The organism is Desulfobulbus rhabdoformis, assembly GCF_016919065.1.
Lineage (GTDB): Bacteria > Desulfobacterota > Desulfobulbia > Desulfobulbales > Desulfobulbaceae > Desulfobulbus > Desulfobulbus rhabdoformis.
Genome location: NZ_JAFFQA010000028.1, coordinates 52,241 through 70,797, shown reverse-complemented (window position 1 = coordinate 70,797; position 18,557 = coordinate 52,241). Strand labels below are relative to the sequence as shown.

The window sequence follows — 18,557 nt, the reverse complement described above, 5'->3', positions numbered from 1 at the left end:
GCAAATGCCGGTTTTTCCCTTCTACTCTCGGATCAATTAAATTTTCGAAATGGGAAATAATGTCTGGCTGCTGTTTTTTCATGCCCCTTCTCCAAGTAAGTGATTTTTGAAGGGTAATATATAGAGGCTATGCGAGTAGAATTGAATAATAAATCGATTTTATTCGTATTTTTTCGCTGGTCGAAAATAATTCGGTTCTAACTGGGCCTAGTTAGGACATTTTGATGCGCTTGCCCTGTACGATGCCGTAAGCACAAGGCATCGTATTTCTATATCTAATTACCCTTCTAATCTCCCCTTCGTATCCAACACGACTGAAATGCGTAAATCTACCTAAAGAAACGAAAAGTCTCACCTTACATTTTGGTGCGAAAAGGTATCATTAGGCTAAATTTATTTTACTTTTTTCAATCAATGCTATAATCGCCATAGAAGCTTACCCGAAGAAGAACGACACAACAAAATGGACGTTTTATCCTTGCAGGAGTTTTCATGGTATTATGGCGCTATCCACAGGTCTGGGCTTTCTCCTATACTTGCGGCATTCTCCTGGCAGGAATCATCTGTGGCGGCCTCAGCCCTGACCAGCATGCTCTTGCCTCAGGATTTCGCATTACCAATCAATCGCTGGGCGCCGTGGGAAAAGCCGGGGCCAACACCGCCTATACCCCTGGCCCGGATGCCAGTTATTACAATCCTGCCAACATGGCTTTTCAGCCCGATATCTGGCAGGTGGAAACCAGCTTAACAACGCTCTATCTACCCTCGGTCTCCTACAACGACAGCCGAACCTCGGCCTTTAACGGTGAGTCAGAGAGTGAAATCTTTTATATGCCACTGCTGCATCTGGTTTCCCCGGAGTACGGGAAACTGCGCTTTGGCTTTTCCCTGACATCTCCCTTTGGTCTCTCCAAGAAGTGGTCCCAGCCCTTTCCACGAGCCTATTCTCAAAAAATTTCTCTCATCACCGTGGAAGCCAACCCAAGCCTGGCCCTCAAGGTCAACGATTGGATGAGCCTGGGGGCGGGCGTTCGTTTTATCCACGGCCGGGGAGAAATCGACAACGACCTGACGGCTTCGATATTCCCCCTTGGCCCCTTGACCTCAGTCCGCCACTCTTCCAATGCCTCAGATATGGAAGTGGGCTACAACCTTGCCATGAGTCTACGGCCAACCGATCGTTGGAACATCGCCGCCACCTATCGCTCCGAGGTTGAACTCGACCTCACCGGAAGCGGCCAGATGGATGCGATGATCGGCACCTTCCCTTTCCTGCACTACTCAACCGGAGCATCTTTAAATATAATTCTTCCAGCAATCCTGAGTCTTTCAACCTCCTACTCCTTTGATCGCCTGACCGTCGAAGTGGCCTGGGACCGAACCTTCTGGGGGGCTATTTCGGAAATGGACTTCACCTACACCCAAAATTTTTCAGAGCCTTATTTTGCCTACTTTGACTCCCCGATCACCAGAAACTGGAAAGATACCAACGCCTATCGGATCGGCCTGAACTATGACTGGAACGAACACTGGACCACGACCCTCGGATTCGCCTTTGATGAAACGCCCATCCCTGACCAGACTCTTGAATTTCAGCTGCCAGATTCCGACGCTCTGGTGTACTGCTTCGGCCTTCGCTACCGCTACTCTTCCACAACAGAGGTCGGCCTGTCCTATATGTATCATCACACCCGAACCCGCTCGGTTCAAAGTAATGCCCGAGACCTAAACGGGACATTCACCGATGGCGGAGCCCATGCCGTCACCCTTGGCTTAATCACCAGGTTCTGATTCTTTTTCTTTAGGGACTTCCCTGCAACGCTCTTGAACACTGCCCAGAGGTTTTGCTCATGTCACCATCACCTACGCCTATTGCACCAGCCCTGCTTGATTCTGTTTTGGTCTATGCAAATATTCGCACCTTTTCACCCGGCGAACCCATTCTCAGTCCGGAAAGCACCACCCCTGCTTTTTACTATCTGGTCAAAGGTGCCGTTGAAGTGAGCTATACCGACCGAGTGGACACCCGCATCACGGTCGCTTTGATTGGCGAAGGCGAATTCTTTGGAGAGATCGGCTACTTTGATGGTGAGTCCCGAGTGCGTAACATACTGGCCTCGGGCGAGGCCCAGATTGGCATCTTCGACGAGATGGTCATGACCAAACTGCGGGCAGCAAAGCCGGAGCTGTTTGTCGATTTCCTTTTCTTTCTCACCCAGAACATTTGCGGGAAATTTCGCCGTATTGCCGGAGAACGAGAACCCATCGCCGGCTATGCGGACTCGCTTTCCACCCGCCATTCCAGCCGGTACACCGAGGTAAAGCCCCTGCCCTCCGCCCTGCTGAACTCATCGATCTGGCAGAACATCAGTGGCCGGATGGAGACCTTCAAGGCAGAGCTGTTTAACCTCTCTCATACCCTGCAAAAGGCAGAAGCCGAAGGTAAGGAAGATCCGGAGGCGGAAGCTCGTTGCCATGCGGTTATGGGCGAACTCAATGCCGCCCTCCCCGAATTTGACAAGATCATGGCTGGGAGTAACTACGGAGAGATGATGTGGGGCTACGTATTCAAAGAAATATTCCCCTACTTCATGCGAAGCCGTTTTGCCGAACGCGCCTACTTTAAACCCAAGGGCTATGCCGGTGACTTCCTGATGATGGAGCATATCTATAAAGACATTCCCAAAGGCGAGGGAAAACTGGGCGAGATTATTGATGCCTTTTGCCTGCAGCGCCCAGGCTCCCTGGCAATCCGCGGACGTCGCATCCTCATGAAAAAACAGTTGGAGCTTTGCAGCAAACCCATCCATGAGCGGGGGAAGATCACCCGCATCATGAACCTTGCCTGTGGCCCCAACCGGGAGCTCTTTGATTTTCTTGCCGACTGCGAATACAGCGAAGATATTGAGGCTCTCTGCGTGGATATCGACTCAGAAGCACTGCAGTATACCAACCAGAATGTCAACATCTTCCCTCACCGGGCCTCCATCCGTCTGATGAGCGAGAACGTTATCAAATGGTCCCTGGGACGTGCCAAACACCATATCGAGCCTCTGGACATTATTTACTCGGTCGGCCTCTGCGACTACTTGGATCCACGCCTGTTTCGCGCCTTGATCACCCAGTGTTACAACCACCTCAACCCTGGCGGCACCCTACTTTTGGGGAATTTCACCTTTTACCCGGACTCGCTCTTTCTCGATAAGCTGTTGAAATGGGAACTGATCTACCGCACTCAGGAAGACATGTATGAACTCTTTGCCCCAACTCCATTTGGCGACAAGATTGAGGTGCTGGTGGAAGAATCCGGCGTCAATCTCTTTGCAAAGGCAATCAAAGAATAATGGAACAGGCCGTCACCACAGTCCCCCTTCAAGTTGCTCAAGAAATAGATCAGCTTTTTTACCAGCGCACGCGTATCTGCCTCTGGTTGGGCGCAGTCTTTTTTTCCTTTTTCTCCCTGCTTGATTTTGTTCATGCGCGTGAATTTTTCACCCTCTTTCTCGGGTATCGGCTGTGCTTTGTTCTTATCCTGATTGCTCTGCTCCAGCTTCTGCGTCTCCAGGAGTTCAAACACCACTGCCGCAAGGTTATGTTCGGTGCCATTTTGCTGGGCACTTTAGTCATCTCGCTTATGACGGTCCAACTCGGCGGTTTCAGTTCGGGCTATTATGTGGGCATTCTCCTGATGATTGCCGGGGGATTTTCTGTACTCCCGCTCAACATATCTCAATCGCTTGGCCTGGGTGGGGCCATGTACATCATCTATGCACTGACCGTCTATCTGGGATCCCCCCCTGTAAGTGGTGAGGAACTCAACTGCTTCATCAACAACACCTTTTTCTTTCTCAGCATCGTCATTGTCACCACGGTCCAGTGCTTCGATGAAATCCAGACCCTGCTCAGCTCTCTGCGCACCCAAAAAAACCTTCGTTCCATCAATGAAGAGCTCCAGGAGTACACAGGAGGTCTGGAATCTCTCGTCAAGGAGCGCATGGCCGAGCAGGAAGAATCAGACCTGAAATTCCGAGACCTCTACAACAACATCCTGGATCTGGTGGTACTTATCAATGACCGGGGAATCATTCAGATGATCAACCACCACGGAGCACAACTCCTGGAGCTTTCCTCCCAGGCCTTAAAAAACAGGCCGCTGACAGACTTTCTCCCCCCCCAGGACCAGGATATCCTCACAAAAAAAATTCTGGTCAAACTTGCGCGTGGCAGGCAGGTGCAAGGTATGCAAATGCGCCTGCTCACCTACCAAGGGCGACTCCTGGATGTAGAACTCAGCGGAAACTCGGTGACCATGCCCGAGCAGCAGCTTTGTTATCAGCTCATTATCCGCGACATCACCCTGACCAAACAGATTGAAAAACAGGTCCTGGAATCCAAACAGCTTCTGGACACCTCCCGTCAGGCGGCAATCTTTGGCCTGGCCAGCCTGGCTGAGTGCCGCGACGAGGATACCGGAGCCCATCTCCTCCGTATCCGCGCCTACACCCGCATCCTTGCCACAGAACTGGCCCTCTCCCCTGATGCACCAGCCATTATCACGGATACCTTTATTGAAGACCTCTGCATCTCCTCCATGTTGCATGACATCGGCAAGATCGGCATTCCGGATTCCATCCTTCTCAAACCTGCACGTTTAACCCAAGAGGAATTTGCCGTTATCAAGCAGCATTGCGATCTGGGCAGTAATGCCCTCGCCTCGGCGGAACGTGACTCGGAAAGTCGCTCCTTTCTCCGCCTGGGTCAGGAGATCACCCGTTGCCACCATGAACGCTGGGATGGAACCGGCTACCCCGCAGGCCTCAAAGGGGAGAAAATCCCCCTGGCGGCCCGAATTGTCAGCTTAGTTGATGTCTACGATGCCCTGACTTCGACACGCCCCTATAAGGAAGCCTTTAGCCATGAAGAATCCTGCCGTATAATACTGAGCGAAAGTGGCCATTTATTTGATCCGGTCATCGTTGCCGCCTTTCTCCGCAGAGAACAGGAATTTGACGGAGCACGACAGCAGATGTACCCGACACAAATACTCCCAGTGATCTGAGCAGGAATGACATCTGACCCAAAATTCCAACAGGAAGTTCAACAATTACACCATAAACGGGTGTACTTCATCCTCCTGGTGGGAATGGGCATCATGTTCCTCTTTGCGGTGCTTGATTATCTGCTTTTGCCTGAGCAGTTCACAGAATTCCTGCGCTATCGGCTTGCCGCTGTGGTGATCGTCGGCCTGCTTCTGGCAGCAAATTATTGCGATCGCTCCCTTCAAAAAGCATGGATGATAGGCATTACCGGGTATCTCTTTGCCGGCATTATCGTCTTACTGACAGTTTTGCGCATGGGGGGTGTCAACTCCCCCTACTACGTGGGCGTTATTGTCGTTATAACCAGTTATACCGCCCTTGCTCCCTTGAGTATCGGCCAAACCTTGGTCAGCGGTTTTGCCCTGGTTTTTCTCTACCTCTTTGCCATCGCCATGATCGGCCCTTTAAGGCTTTACGAGATTCTCAGCCTCTTTTCTAACCTCTTTTTCATGATCTGCTTTGTCTTTATCGCGGCCACACAGAGCTGGGCTGACAGCACGGCCAGGAAACGGGAATTTCTCCTGCGACATGAGGAAAACCTGGCCTCGGAAAAACTCACCAGGCAGGCAAAATATCTCGAACAGGAGGTACAGCGGCGCACCCAGGAGCAGCAGGCAACCGAGCATCACTTTCGCATTCTCTATGAAGCCATTGTTGACGATGTTATCCTGGTGCATGCAGACGGAACTGTTTTGCAGGCCAACCAACACGCAGTTGATCATTATTTTGGGGGGACATTGCCCGAAGCAGCCTCCGTTTTTGACCTGGCCTTAGCGCATGATCGTCCTCGCCTTGAACGGGAATTGCTTGCCCCCCTTGCACAGGGAGCAACGATCTCCGCCTGGCGTATCACCCTCCGCAACTCGGATGCATCCCAAACGGAGGTAGAAATAAGCGGGGCTCTGCTGCAACGGGCTGAAAAGAAACTCGGCATTCAACTGGTTCTGCGCGACATCAGCATCCGCCAGCAACTTGAACAAAAACTTATCGGCTCACTCAACCGGGTTCGAAAGATGGAAAATGCGGCCATTCTCGCCCTGGCCAAGCTTTCTGAGTATCGGGATGTGACCCCGGGCAATCACCTGGAACGCATTCGTGAGTATTGCCGTCTTCTCGCCTCGGAGCTGGCCCAGGACCCGCGTTATAGCACGACCTTAACCCCGAATTTCATCCAGGATCTCTACCAGGGGGCGATTCTCCATGACATTGGCATGGTTGCGGTTCCCGATGACATCCTTACCAAAAAACACGGACTCTCTCCTCAGGAGGAAGCCCAGTTGCGTCAGCACACACGCAGGGGGGGTGATGTCATTAAAAACATGATGGAGGGCATTCAAAACAGTGGCTTTCTCGCTGTTGCCCAGAACATTGCCTATTTTCACCATGAACGTTGGGATGGCCGCGGCTACCCCCAAGGATTACGCGGCAGTGAAATCCCCCTTGAGGCTCGTATTATGGCAGTTGCAGATGCCTATGAAGAGCACACTGCACCACTTGACCTCAACGCTCGCCTCTCCCATGCACAGACCGTACAGATGATAGGCGATGAGATTGGACGCCAATTTGACCCGGCGGTGGTGGATGTCTTTCTCAAAACACAGGACACCTTCCTTCTCGTCAGCCAAACCATGGCTGAACCTGATCCTTGTTTATGCATGGAATCAGGGGATTGCAACCTACGGGATCAATGAATCTCGATTCACATTTGCTCCCTGAAAGACAACATTTTTCCTTGCCGTTCCAACGCAAATACACTAAAACCTCACAGAATTAATCGATACGCGTATTGAGTGCGTCCCTCGATGTCGCCCCATGCGTACTTTGTGATACCCAGTGACTGGATGCGAGTTTCCTAACGGAGGAGTTTACGATGAAACGAAACATGATGCGGGGGCCGCTGGTTAAATCAGCGGTAATACTCATAATTCTAACCCTTCTGGCCTATCTGACCAGTGCCTCTCCCGACACCGGTGTGTTGGGATCGCTTGGCCTGATTATCATCGGTGCTTTCCGTCTTGTTCAATGGTCCATCGCCATGGTTATTGGCATGGCCGTTTGCATTGCTTTTCTTATCGGAATCTTTTTGCTTGCCGTTTCCATGGTCAACAAAGAGACTGCCGGCAGCATGTTCGTCGCTGCTAAAGCCGGTATTACCGAAATGATTAAAGCGGCTGTATGTTCCATTAAATGCATGATGGGTAAAGAGGCACAATGCTGCTGCCCAAAGGAACTCGAGGCTCCCAAAGCTGAGTTGGTAGCCGAAGAGAGTACTCCTGCAGAGCCGAGCACCACTGAGGTGAAAGACGAGTTGCAGGGTATTATCAGCACTGAAATGCAGAAGGTAAACGACAATCAGCAGAGCCTGAGCGACCAGTTTGCCGCTATTAATACAAAATTAGATGCTCTTGAGGCTAAAACCGGTGAATTTGCCGCTGCAGCCCAGATCGAGACGATTGCCTCCGACATTGCCGCCTCCAGCGAGGCCGTGAACACGGTTACTGCCCAGGTTGCAGCCCTGGAAGCTAAAATTGGCGAGACAGTCGCTAAAATTGACAGCATCAACGCAGAAAAAATTCTTGGTGATATTCCCACCCGCCTGGAAAAAGTTGAACAGGAAGACACCAGCTTTGATCCCCAACCTCTGACTGACGCAATAGCCGAAGCCAAGACCGGGTTGGACGAGGCAAAAGCCGGCTTGGAAGAAATGAAAACTGGCTTGGAAGAGGTGAAAACCGGTCTGGAAGAGGTGAAGAAAAAACCGGCTCCCAGAAGAAGATCCACCACCAAGACCACCAAAACGACCAAGACAACTCGGGCCAAAGCCGCACCCAAGAAAAAAACCACGACCACCACCTGATTTTCCGCAGAAAAGCAGAAACAAGGTTGAAAAAGCCCGTCTGGATTTGATCCAGGCGGGCTTTTTTAGTGGTTTTTCTCCAGCGGGGCAGGCGCTATTTAACGCGGTAACAGCTCTTTGAAATACTCGATTGAGGGGAAATTGCAGGAGTACTGTACCCGTGACCGGCTGCTTGGTCGGGCAACGTACAACAGGTAGCCCAGCCCGTACTCACGGGCGGTAAAGAGCACCTTTTCCGTATCGTCGACCAGGAGCGTGCGCTGTTTGTCATAGGCGATCGTGTTCTCCAGCTTTTCCCAGAACGCTGGCTCTTCCTTTGCAGCCCCAACCTCGGAGGCACAGATGATGCGATCAAACCAGGGGCCTATGGCCGTTTTTTGCAACTTCATGGAAAGCGACTGGGTATGGGCATTGGTGATCAGATAGAGCTTTTTCTTGCTCTGGAGGCAAAATTCAAAAAACTCGATCACATAAGGATGAACGCCGATAAGATGATTGATCCGCATCTTCAGTTCCTGCAGGTCCAGCCCCAGCTCACGGGACCAGAAATCAAGATCTGCCCAATCCAGGGTGTCCTTGACCTTATGATAGCGTTCCAGAAGCTGTTTTTTGGCCTGGGCAACAGAAATATCCTGGGAGAGGCTGTAGTGCTCGGGAAGGTATTGCTCCCAGAAATAGTCGTCGAAATGTTTGTCAAGAAGGGTGCCATCCATATCTAACAGCACGACATCGATCTCATCCCAGGGGAAAACCGGAAATATCTTTTCACAGTAGAGGGGGGTATTGCTCATCATTGATCTCCCTGTAGTGCGTTAATAATTGAGTAGGCCCGCTCAAACACATTCTCCATTGGCTGGCAAGGGACAACCAGTCGCTGGTCCGGGGTCAGCCGAATGGGTGGGGCCGCTTTTTTCTTTGAAGGCTTTTGCTGAATGAGTGCCAGAAGTTTGCTGGGATCAACCGGGGCCTGGTCGATAAAGGAGAAGACAATCGCCTGCGGAGCCTGCTCCAGCTTCTCAATACCAAGGCTGCGACACTGCTGTTTGAGGCGAATTATCTCCAACAGGGTCGTCGCTTCTCGGGGTAGCACCCCGAAACGATCCTCCAGTTCCCTTTCTATATCGACAAGTTCTTCCTCGGTGCCAAAACCGGCCATGGAAATACGCCTATAGGCCTGATAGCGCAGGGTGGTATCCCGAATAAAGCTGTCGGGCAGATAGGCTGAAACCTTCAGTTGCACCTCCGGGTCCAACTGATCGGTGGGCGAGCTGCTCTCACCTTCCTGAGCACGGCGCTTCAGATCCGCAACAGTCGATTGTAAAAGCTCCAGATAGAGATCATAACCAACTGCAGCGATGTGCCCGGACTGGGACACTCCAAGCAGGTTGCCGCCACCGCGAATCTGGAGATCGTTCATGGCCAATTTAAAACCTCCTCCAAGCTCGGAGCAGTCCATCAGGGCCCGCAACCGCTGCTGCGCATCCGGCGTGAGATGGTCGAGTGAGGCGACCAGGAGATAGGCATAGGCCTGACGGTTGGAGCGCCCTACCCGGCCTCTCAGCTGGTAAATATCGGCAAGGCCCAGGTAATCTGCGCGGTTGATTATAATGGTATTGGCATTGGGGATATCAAGCCCTGACTCGACAATGGTGGTACAAACCAGAATATCGAGTTCATGGTTGATAAAGCGGACCATCACATCTTCCAACTCCGGGCCAGCCATCTGTCCGTGGGCAACGCCAATACGGGCATGCGGTACCAGCTGACCAATATTTTCCGCCACCCGGTAAATCGACTGGACCCGGTTATGGACAAAGAAGAGCTGCCCCCCCCGCTCCATCTCACGGATCACGGCCTCGCGGATAACCAGTTGGTCATGTTTGGCAAGAAAGGTTTTCACAGCCCTGCGCTGCTGCGGCGGCGAGGAGATCACCGAAAGATCTCGAATCCCCAGAAGCGACATCTGCAGGGTACGGGGAATGGGTGTGGCCGTCAGGGTAAGGACATCTACATTTGCCTTGAATTTCTTAATCTTTTCCTTGTGGGCCACTCCAAACCGGTGTTCCTCGTCCACGATCAGAAGCCCAAGTTTATGCATGACGATATCCTTGGACAGCAACCGGTGGGTGCCCACGACCAAATCAATGGCCCCGGTTTTCAGTTTACCGACGATCTCTTTCTGCTGCTTACTGGTACGAAACCGGTTAAGGCAGGCAATTTCCACTGGAAAGGAGGCAAAACGCTCACGAAAGGTCGCGGCATGTTGCTCGGCCAGCACGGTTGTCGGCACTAAAATGGCCACCTGAAAACCATCCTCAATCGCTTTGAAAGCGGCGCGGGCGGCGACCTCGGTCTTGCCATAGCCCACATCGCCGCAGATGAGCCGATCCATGGGCTGCTCGTGGGTCAAATCGTCAATAACATCATCAATGGCCTTGGCCTGGCCGCTGGTTTCATCATAGGGAAAGGATTCCTCCAGCTCACGGTAGAGATCACCTGGAGGCGAGAACCGGTGTCCCCGTCGCATCTCCCGTTTGGCGTAAATCTCAAGCAGTTCCTGGGCAACCTTCCAGACCGCCTCACTGACCTTTTTCTTGGTCGACTGCCATTTCTGTGAGCCGAGGCTATCGAGCTTGGGTTCCTGGTCGGTGAGCCCCTGGTAGCGGCTGACCCAGTGCAATCGATCAACCGGCACATAGAGTTTGTCCTCTCCCTTATAGCCAAGCAGGAGAAAATCCCCACGTTGGCCTGAGATCTCCATATTGACCATGCCTTTGAACATGCCAATACCGTGGTCACGATGAACAACGATATCACCTTCGGCCAACTGCTCGACCTGGACAGCCTCCCCCTCATGGCGCCGCTTTCTCCTCCGGCGGCCCGAACGCAATCGTTTTTCTCCAAAGAGTTCACTGGCCGAGAGAAAATGGACGCCTTCTCCATTCAGGTCAAATCCTCTGGAGAGAGGTTGTTCAAAACAGTGGATAACCCCGGCCTCAGCCTTTTGCGGTGTGGCATAGGGGGATGGCTTGAGAATGCTCTCCAGATGGTAGTGGGCGAGCAACTCTCGTAGATGTTCGCTCTGGCGCAGTGAGCGACAGGCGAGCACAATGGCCTCGTTTTTTTCCTGCCACTCCACAATACGATCAGCCAGCGGGCCAAGAAGACCACGTTTTTTACGCTGTAGCTCAATTTCCTGGGCGAGCAGGCCGTGATCGCTGCAGTCCACGGTAAAGGTCTCTACCCCTCCTGCAGGATCGGGTAACAGGGAAAAACGGGCATCCAGGCGTTTTCCCATAATCTCTTCGTACTGGGTATCGGTCACAAAGAGCTCATCCGGTGGTAGAGCAAGTTTCTGCTGCTCCACAGCTTCATGGTAATTCGCCTGGGTACGCTCCCGAACAAGCGCAACCTTTCGGCTCACAGCCGCGGGATCTGCCATGAAGAGCAGGGAATCTTTAGAGAGGTAGTCAAAAAGCGTATGCAACTGCTCACTGCCCCCGTAGAGCAAAGGCAAGAAAAATTCAATGCCGGGAAAACGCTGGCCGGTTGTCAACCGCTCACGCAGAGAGCGGGTCGCCTGGCTGGTCCACTGGCACTGATCACTCTTGTGCTGCAACAGCTCCAAGAGTTCCGGTCGTTTGTCTTTGTGAGGAAAGAGTAGCTCGGTTGCCGGGAGAAGCACGACCTCTTCAATGTTTTCTTTCGAGCGCTGGGAAATCGGATCGAAAACACGGATGCTCTCAACGGTATCACCAAAAAAATCAAGACGGAGCGGCCCGCTCTGCTCCCCATCCAGCCCAGGAGGGAAGACATCAATAATACCACCCCGCAAGGCCATGTCCCCTTCCTGACGGACCATGTCACAGAGCTGGTAACCACTTGCCGTGAGTGCATTGATCAGCTCTTCCCGGTCAATTTCCTCGTTGGCAATAACCAACTCGCAGTTATTTTTTAAGGCGCTGGAGGGAAGTACACGCCGCAGGATCGCCTCAACAGAGGTCAGGAGAATACACGGGGTGTCGTCCTCTTGAATCTGATAGAGGGTTGCCAGGCGCTGACAGACCGTGGCCGGATCCGGAGAGAGTGGGGTGTAAGGGGGGATTTCGTAGCTGGGGTAGATCAGTACCCGGGAGGACGTAAAAAAGGCCAGATCCTGGGCCAGCAGCTCAAGCTGTTCGTCTGCGGGAAGGATACAACAAATGGTCGTCTTCAGTTCCTCCACCGCTCTGCTTAAAAGCAGGGCGGTGGAAGAACCATGGAGACCGTTTATGTCAAAAAATGGGCCGCGTTGACGCAGCCGCGCGAGAATCGACTGCATGCACAGCGTTTTTATTTGAGTTTTTTTAGGGTGTCTTGAATAATTAGATTTTTCAATCAAGGCCAAGGATTGTGCAAAATTTTACCGCAGGTATATGTTTGATATTCCGAGGATAAAATTTTAAGCATGACGCCGGGATTGGCAGAAAAAGCAATTATTCAAGATGCCCTTTAGTCAAGAGGACTTCTGCACAAAGCCAGAGAGCCCCTCACGAGTGGTGTGTAGTTAGTGTCTGTCGAGAAATGAGGAGATTGTTCAAGTCTGAATGGACATTAGAACGTACCACCCATACTGAAGTCCCAGTTGGAGCTGTCCTCGCCATCCTGTTGATCCAGGTTAAAGCCCCAGGCCAGACGCAGCGGTCCAAGCGGTGAAGTCCAAAGGATACCGACACCGGCGGTCTTTTTGAAGCTGCCAAAATCCCAGTCTTCGTCCACGTCATAGACGTTACCAAAGTCATGGAAAATCTCACCGTCCATGCCCATGTCCTTGATCAGCGGGAAGATGATGGAGACCGTACCATACCACATTTTGTCACCACCAATTTTATCACCGGTGGCAGGATCACGCGGACTGATCGAGGCGGATTCAAACCCGCGGATCGAATTCATGCCGCCAAGAAAAAAATTCTCGTAGACAGGGAGCTTGCCGGTCTCATTTTCAAAGGCCTGTCCGGCAGCACCTTTGACATGGAAAACCGTGCCCCAGAGCATGGGAAAGAACCAGGAAGAGGAGGCCTCCACCTTGGTGAACTGGGCATCGCCACCAATGGGACCACCGGCATACTCAACGCTGAAGCTGTTGCGCGAGCCCTTGGTGGGCGAAAAGAGTTTATCGCGGGTGTCCCGGACAAAGGAGAGGTCAACCTTGCTCTCCCAGTGAATATTGGCTGATCTTTTAATATATTCTGATACGGTGGAATCGATATCGGTAATATCGGTATTGGCCAGAGTGTAGCCGTAGTAAATCCGCCAGCGCTCATAGAGCGGGTGTCCGAGACGGAAGGATCCACCCGTTGAATCTTTGGTAAAGTCGTCGTACTCGTGTTCCCAGTTAAACAGGTTCACATTGCCAGACACCTGGGAATCCATGATACGCGGGTTGGTAAAGGTCAAGTTGTACTTGGTCGATTTGGCCGAGGTCGAGGCGGCAAGGGAAAGGCGGTTTCCCGTACCAAGGATATTATCTTCTGAAATTTCCCCCATGAACAACATGTTTTCAGAAGAGGAGTAGCCTGCACCGATACTGAATTGCCCGGTTGACTTCTCTTTGACATTCACCACCACATCCATCTGGTTTTCTACCATGGTGGGTTTGGGCGTTACGGTGACCTGCTCAAAAAACCCCAGACGATTGAGCTTTTGGGTGGAAGTACGGATAGCCTTGGAGTCAAAGACACCGCCCTCTTTCACGCGAAGATCACGGCGGATGACGTTATCATGGGTGCGAGTATTCCCCGTAATCTCAACCCGGTTGATATAGGCAAGGGAGCCTTTCTTGACATACAGCATCAGATCGATGCTTTTATTTTCTTCGTCTTTGTTGATTCGGGTAGAAACATCGGCAAAGGCATATCCCTTTTCAGCGTACATATCGGTGACACGGGTGATATCGTTACGCAGCACCTGACGGTTGAGGTATTCCTCTTCCTTGATTTTCAGCTCTGAGAGAATCTCCTCTTTATCTCTGATCAGATCCCCGTCAATATCAACTGTGCCAACCTTATAGCGGGTGCCCTCGGCAATGGGAAAGGTGATATAGAGTCCACCTTCCTTGACTGCAACCTGAGGTTCTGCCACCTTGGCCTCGATAAAGCCCTCATTCTGATAAAAGTTGGCTATTCGCTCTGCATCCTGGCGCAGAATATCCATTTTGAGAACACCTGCATCGGTCAGCCAGGAAATCCACCATCTATGGGTAGAGGTTTGGATAACATCTTCCAGGTCTCCGGCGGAAAAGCTCTTATTGCCGACAAAGGCGATCTCCTCGATGGTGATTTTATCCCCCTCGGTCACATCAAAATGCACCTCGGCCTTGCCGTCACTGTTCGTGGATATTCTTCCGTCAACACCGGTATTGTAATACCCTTTGGACTTGTAAAGACTTTTAATTTTTTGAACCGCCTCATTGACCTTAAAGGGATTGAGAATCGAGTTAACGGTAATGCCCGCGGCGTCACGGACATCCTCTTCTTTAATGGCTTCAGCACCGGTGATAACCACTTTGGATACCAGGGGTTTTTCCTGGACCCGAAAGATGATTTTTTTCCCTGTCTCGGTATCACTCGCATCGATTTCGACATTGTCAAAATAGCCGAGAGCAAAAACCGATTTCAAGTCTTGTCGCAGGGTTGAGGGATCGTAGAGGTCTCCGGGCTTCGTGGAGATCTTCTGCAAAATCGCCCCAGAGTCTATGCGAACATTGCCTTCAGGAACAATGGAGGCAACGGTTGCACTGCGGTTGGAATAGGCGAGCATGGTTCCAACCATATCTCTGGTCAGGCGAGGCAACTCTTCGATGGCATTCGCCTCCCGAAAAGCAGAGTATGGGGCCAGCGGGGTAAGAACATCGATAATGGAGCAGTCAACACTGACCCGGCTCCCAAGTTTATTGACACTGCCCACCACTACATAATCGGCACCACTGGTTTCAGCAAGACGAGTCAGAGTTGCTGCCGCAGGGGGCCAGGTTCCATTATACGACACCAGCTTCTCGGCCTGGGCACGTGGCACCATCTTCATCCCCTGAGCAGCAGCCTCCTGAGCCAATACTTTATCGGCCATCAAGGCTGTATTTGCAGCATCGGGTGAATTGATTTTAAACGGCAGAAAGAGGGTGCTATGTTCCAACGCCAGTGCTGTTTGCGGAGCAATGGCAAGACAACTCAGAAAAAGGGTACAGAGCACAAAAACAAGAGCCGTATACGCCGATCGGTTGTGTTGTGTCGACAGCATTGAAGTAAGTCCTGTAAGAGTCTTTTTGTTGTTCGATGCGTGATGTACACCCCACACATCGGCCAAGGAGGGAAGATTTAAGAACGGGAAACGATTGGCCGCCCTCAGTATTTTGCCGTTATCTTTGTGATAGCTCACTAAAATACGTCAGCAAACCAGATGAATTGCTGAGTATTATGACAGATTTGCTTGATTTTGCAAGGGATTCTACCGGAGCCGGGGCCACTTCTCCCCCTTTGAACAAGGACTCTTTCCAGTCCGTGCTCACGATGTCTTCCCAAGCCGCAAGACGGCTTAGTCAGTGTATCGCGGTTCAAGCACCTTTGCAACAGCCTGCTGCAGCTCTCCGGCAAGTGCTTGTTTGTCGCTGGATTTAAACTGATCTGTGGCAATGGGCTCACCTAAGCGAATGATTATTTCGCCTGGCCTTGGTAAAAGTTTTCCCTTGGGCAACACCTCATATGAACCGTTAAACCCCAAGGGGACGATAGGCACACCGGCTTTTATCGCCAACAACACCGCTCCGGCCTTAAATTCTTTGAGATGACCATCCGGACTTCGGGTCCCTTCCGGAAAAATGAGCACAGAGCTGCCTGCAGCGATTCTTTGTGCCGCTTTATCCAGGCTTTTTATGGCCTGGCGCCCGTGGGAACGGTCAATGGCAATATAGCCAACCCGGTGCATTGCCTGCCCGAAAACAGGAATTTCAAACAGCTCTTTTTTTGCAATCCAACGAAAATCGTGGGGAAAATATCCCTGAAAAGAAAAAATATCATATTGACTGAGATGGTTTCCGGCAAAAATGTAGGTCTTATCGGGATCAATATGTTCCATCCCTTCAACCCGAACCCGCACACCGGCGAGTGCACAAAGCGTACGCCCCCAGAAACGGGGAAAGGCTTGGGCTTTGATCTCGGATTTTCGTCCAAAAAGCAAGTCCATAAGGGCAAGTGCAGAGACGGAAAAAGTTAAAAACGGCGCAATAACAAGGGTGCATACCCCTCGAATCAGATGCACAGGCGACATGAAAAAAACCGTGAATAGAGCACAATGCTCATTGAAAAAAAGCCACCCGTGTATTGAAGGGCAGCGCAAGATGACGCTTAATTTCTGTGTTACTTATCAAGGACCTGCTTGAAGAGCAAGCATTTATCGGAGCACAATCCTCTTTCACTTTTGTCATTTAGGGCATACACCCGAGTGCCAATTCTGAGAGTTCGGTGGGATTGACGTGAGCAATTCTATCGAATATAGTCTCATGTTTTCATTAAAACGACAGTACTTCCACTGCTTCATTCAAGAGAAAACGACTTGTCGGTACCAAAGGAGTCTAATGTGACTGCAGAAACCATAACCGTAATGACTGATGGAACACTGAATGTTCCCGAGAACCCCATCATTCCCTTCATCGAAGGTGACGGAACCGGGCCAGATATCTGGGCTGCTACCCAGAGAGTGCTCGATGCTGCAGTTGCTCGCAGTTATAACGGATCCCGCTCAATAGAGTGGCTGGAGATCCTGGCGGGTGAAAAAGCGTTTGAAACCACAGGAGAGTGGTTACCCAAAGCGACTATTGAGGCACTGAAAAAATATGTTGTCAGCATCAAGGGACCTCTGACCACCCCTGTGGGCGAAGGTATGCGTAGCCTCAACGTCACCCTGCGTCAGGTTCTTGATCTCTATGCCTGCGTGCGACCTGTTCGCTACTATCAGGGAGTGGTCTCTCCGGTTAAAAACCCGGAACATGTCGAGATGATCATTTTCCGTGAAAACACCGAAGACGTCTACGCCGGCATCGAATGGCAGGCCGGCACGGAAGAAGCCAATCGAGTCATTGAATTCCTGCGCAACGAGATGGGGGCCTCCATCCGCGACAATTCAGGAATCGGCATCAAGCCCATCTCGGAGTTTGGTACCAAGCGGCTTGTGCGCAAGGCTATTCAGCACGCCATTGCCAATGGTCATGACTCGGTCACCCTGGTGCATAAAGGTAACATTATGAAGTACACAGAGGGTGCCTTCCGCAACTGGGGGTACGAGCTGGCAGCAGATGAGTTTGGTGATCTCACCATCACCGAAGCAGCCCTCTGGGAGCAGCACAACGGTGTGATTCCCGAAGGCAAGATTGTGATCAAGGATCGGATTGCCGATGCCATGTTCCAGCAGATTTTACTCCGCCCCAGCGAGTATTCCGTACTGGCCATGCCCAACCTCAACGGCGACTATATGTCCGATGCCCTGGCAGCTCAGGTCGGTGGCCTGGGAATGGCTCCGGGAGCCAACATCGGCGATGGCGTGGCCATGTTCGAGGCCACCCACGGGACCGCACCCAAATATGCGGGGATGGATAAGGTCAACCCAGGTTCTCTGCTGCTTTCCGGTGTGATGCTGCTTGAATACATGGGGTGGAAAGAGGCTGCAGCCCTCATCCAAAAAGCACTGGAGACGACTATTTCCAAGAAAACCGTAACCTACGACCTCGCTCGCCTGATGGATGGAGCCACAGAGCTTTCCTGTTCCGGTTTTGGGGATGCGATAATCAGTAATATGTAACGAGAGAAAAGCGAATGGCCTCGCTGTTTCAGGCAGCCCAGGACCTTCTCTTCCCTCCCCTCTGTTTAGGTTGTTCGCGGCGGCTGGCTCATTCCCGGCCGCCGCTTTTTTGTGCGGAATGCCAGCAAAAGCTCGTCTTTATCTCTTCTCCACTCTGCTCCTCCTGCGGCACCCCATTTACCACCGGAGTCGACCACCTGTGCAGCAACTGCCTCCTGCAACAGTATGCATTTGACCTGGCCAGATCACTGTTTTTGTATCAACCACCAAGCGATGCACTTATCCTGCCGCTCAAATTCGGCGGGCAGCTTGGAGGCCTGCCGACACTCAGTGCCCTGATGGCTCACTGGCCACATCAAAAGGATTTCACCACCCCAGATTACATCCTTCCGGTTCCTTTGCATGCCCGCCGACTTCGCCAACGTGGCTTTAACCAGGCTTTGCTCATTGCCCAGGCCTGTTTCCCCGGATGGCGCAACAAAATACGCCCCAGCCTGCTCATTCGCCGTCAGGAAACCATTCCTCAAGCCCAACTCAGTGGAAAGGAACGCCGCAGTAACCTGAAAAAGGCCTTTGACCTGAAGACCGAGCTCCACGGAAAATCAATTCTCGTGGTGGATGATGTTTTTACAACCGGGAGTACGGTGAATGAATGCGCCAAGGTGCTCAAACGACAGGGGGCTGGCCGAGTTGAAGTCTTTACCCTGGCACGAAGTGTCCCCCAGCTTCACAGGTGAAAAGCAGAGCGTTTCATAAAAAAAACGGCACCCACG

General features: G+C 51.8%; 11 protein-coding genes. 7 read left to right on the top strand and 4 right to left on the bottom strand.

What is annotated here, in order from left to right; all coding sequences use genetic code 11:
- Window positions 1-492: 492 nt before the first annotated feature.
- The 5 genes from JWJ90_RS14955 (at window position 493) to JWJ90_RS14935 (ending at window position 7,956) form a co-directional block, all read left to right on the top strand.
- Window positions 493-1,791, top strand: a complete 1,299-nt coding sequence (locus JWJ90_RS14955; RefSeq protein ID WP_205228039.1) for an OmpP1/FadL family transporter — start codon at window positions 493-495, stop codon at window positions 1,789-1,791.
- Between the two features lie 59 nt (window positions 1,792-1,850).
- Complete coding sequence (locus JWJ90_RS14950; RefSeq protein WP_205228038.1) at window positions 1,851-3,344, top strand: cyclic nucleotide-binding domain-containing protein; 1,494 nt, start codon at window positions 1,851-1,853, stop codon at window positions 3,342-3,344.
- Entirely contained in the window at window positions 3,344-5,059 is a 1,716-nt protein-coding gene (locus JWJ90_RS14945) for an HD domain-containing phosphohydrolase (protein ID WP_205228037.1), read from the top strand. Before JWJ90_RS14950 ends, JWJ90_RS14945 begins: the two co-directional genes overlap by 1 nt.
- Window positions 5,060-5,065: 6 nt before the next feature.
- Complete coding sequence (locus JWJ90_RS14940; protein WP_205228036.1) at window positions 5,066-6,790, top strand: HD-GYP domain-containing protein; 1,725 nt, start codon at window positions 5,066-5,068, stop codon at window positions 6,788-6,790.
- Between the two features lie 179 nt (window positions 6,791-6,969).
- Window positions 6,970-7,956, top strand: a complete 987-nt coding sequence (locus tag JWJ90_RS14935) for a hypothetical protein (RefSeq protein WP_205228035.1) — start codon at window positions 6,970-6,972, stop codon at window positions 7,954-7,956.
- A gap of 98 nt (window positions 7,957-8,054) precedes the next feature.
- Here JWJ90_RS14935 and JWJ90_RS14930 read toward each other — a convergent pair whose 3' ends face one another.
- From JWJ90_RS14930 to JWJ90_RS14915, 4 genes are all read right to left on the bottom strand, one after another.
- Window positions 8,055-8,750 carry an HAD family hydrolase gene (locus JWJ90_RS14930; protein ID WP_240194965.1) on the bottom strand — a complete coding sequence of 232 codons (696 nt, stop codon included), beginning with the start codon at window positions 8,748-8,750 and terminating at the stop codon, window positions 8,055-8,057.
- The gene (gene mfd / locus JWJ90_RS14925; RefSeq protein ID WP_205228034.1) at window positions 8,747-12,277 is read right to left on the bottom strand and encodes a transcription-repair coupling factor; all 3,531 of its coding nucleotides are present in this window, start codon (window positions 12,275-12,277) and stop codon (window positions 8,747-8,749) included. The genes JWJ90_RS14930 and mfd overlap by 4 nt, the downstream gene beginning before the upstream one ends.
- 272 nt (window positions 12,278-12,549) lie before the next feature.
- Window positions 12,550-15,231, bottom strand: a complete 2,682-nt coding sequence (bamA, locus tag JWJ90_RS14920; protein WP_205228033.1) for an outer membrane protein assembly factor BamA — start codon at window positions 15,229-15,231, stop codon at window positions 12,550-12,552.
- A gap of 294 nt (window positions 15,232-15,525) precedes the next feature.
- On the bottom strand, window positions 15,526-16,257 hold the full coding sequence (locus JWJ90_RS14915; RefSeq protein WP_205228032.1) for a lysophospholipid acyltransferase family protein: 732 nt from the start codon (window positions 16,255-16,257) through the stop codon (window positions 15,526-15,528).
- A 333-nt stretch (window positions 16,258-16,590) separates the two neighbouring features.
- Here JWJ90_RS14915 and icd point away from each other — a divergent pair, with 333 nt between their 5' ends.
- Entirely contained in the window at window positions 16,591-17,784 is a 1,194-nt protein-coding gene (gene icd / locus JWJ90_RS14910) for an isocitrate dehydrogenase (NADP(+)) (RefSeq protein WP_205228041.1), read from the top strand.
- A gap of 14 nt (window positions 17,785-17,798) precedes the next feature.
- On the top strand, window positions 17,799-18,521 hold the full coding sequence (locus tag JWJ90_RS14905; RefSeq protein WP_205228031.1) for a ComF family protein: 723 nt from the start codon (window positions 17,799-17,801) through the stop codon (window positions 18,519-18,521).
- The last annotated feature ends 36 nt before the right edge of the window (window positions 18,522-18,557 follow it).

Excerpts from the sequence above, each read along its gene's own strand:
- JWJ90_RS14940 (WP_205228036.1), top strand. The coding sequence starts at position 5,066 with ATGACATCTGACCCAAAATTCCAACAGGAAGTTCAACAATTACACCAT.
- JWJ90_RS14935 (WP_205228035.1), top strand. The coding sequence starts at position 6,970 with ATGAAACGAAACATGATGCGGGGGCCGCTGGTTAAATCAGCGGTAATA.
- bamA (WP_205228033.1), bottom strand. The coding sequence starts at position 15,231 with ATGCTGTCGACACAACACAACCGATCGGCGTATACGGCTCTTGTTTTT.
- JWJ90_RS14915 (WP_205228032.1), bottom strand. The coding sequence starts at position 16,257 with ATGTCGCCTGTGCATCTGATTCGAGGGGTATGCACCCTTGTTATTGCG.
- icd (WP_205228041.1), top strand. The coding sequence starts at position 16,591 with ATGACTGATGGAACACTGAATGTTCCCGAGAACCCCATCATTCCCTTC.
- JWJ90_RS14905 (WP_205228031.1), top strand. The coding sequence starts at position 17,799 with ATGGCCTCGCTGTTTCAGGCAGCCCAGGACCTTCTCTTCCCTCCCCTC.
- JWJ90_RS14930 (WP_240194965.1), bottom strand. The coding sequence starts at position 8,750 with ATGATGAGCAATACCCCCCTCTACTGTGAAAAGATATTTCCGGTTTTC.
- JWJ90_RS14955 (WP_205228039.1), top strand. The coding sequence starts at position 493 with ATGGTATTATGGCGCTATCCACAGGTCTGGGCTTTCTCCTATACTTGC.
- JWJ90_RS14945 (WP_205228037.1), top strand. The coding sequence starts at position 3,344 with ATGGAACAGGCCGTCACCACAGTCCCCCTTCAAGTTGCTCAAGAAATA.
- JWJ90_RS14950 (WP_205228038.1), top strand. The coding sequence starts at position 1,851 with ATGTCACCATCACCTACGCCTATTGCACCAGCCCTGCTTGATTCTGTT.
- mfd (WP_205228034.1), bottom strand. The coding sequence starts at position 12,277 with ATGCAGTCGATTCTCGCGCGGCTGCGTCAACGCGGCCCATTTTTTGAC.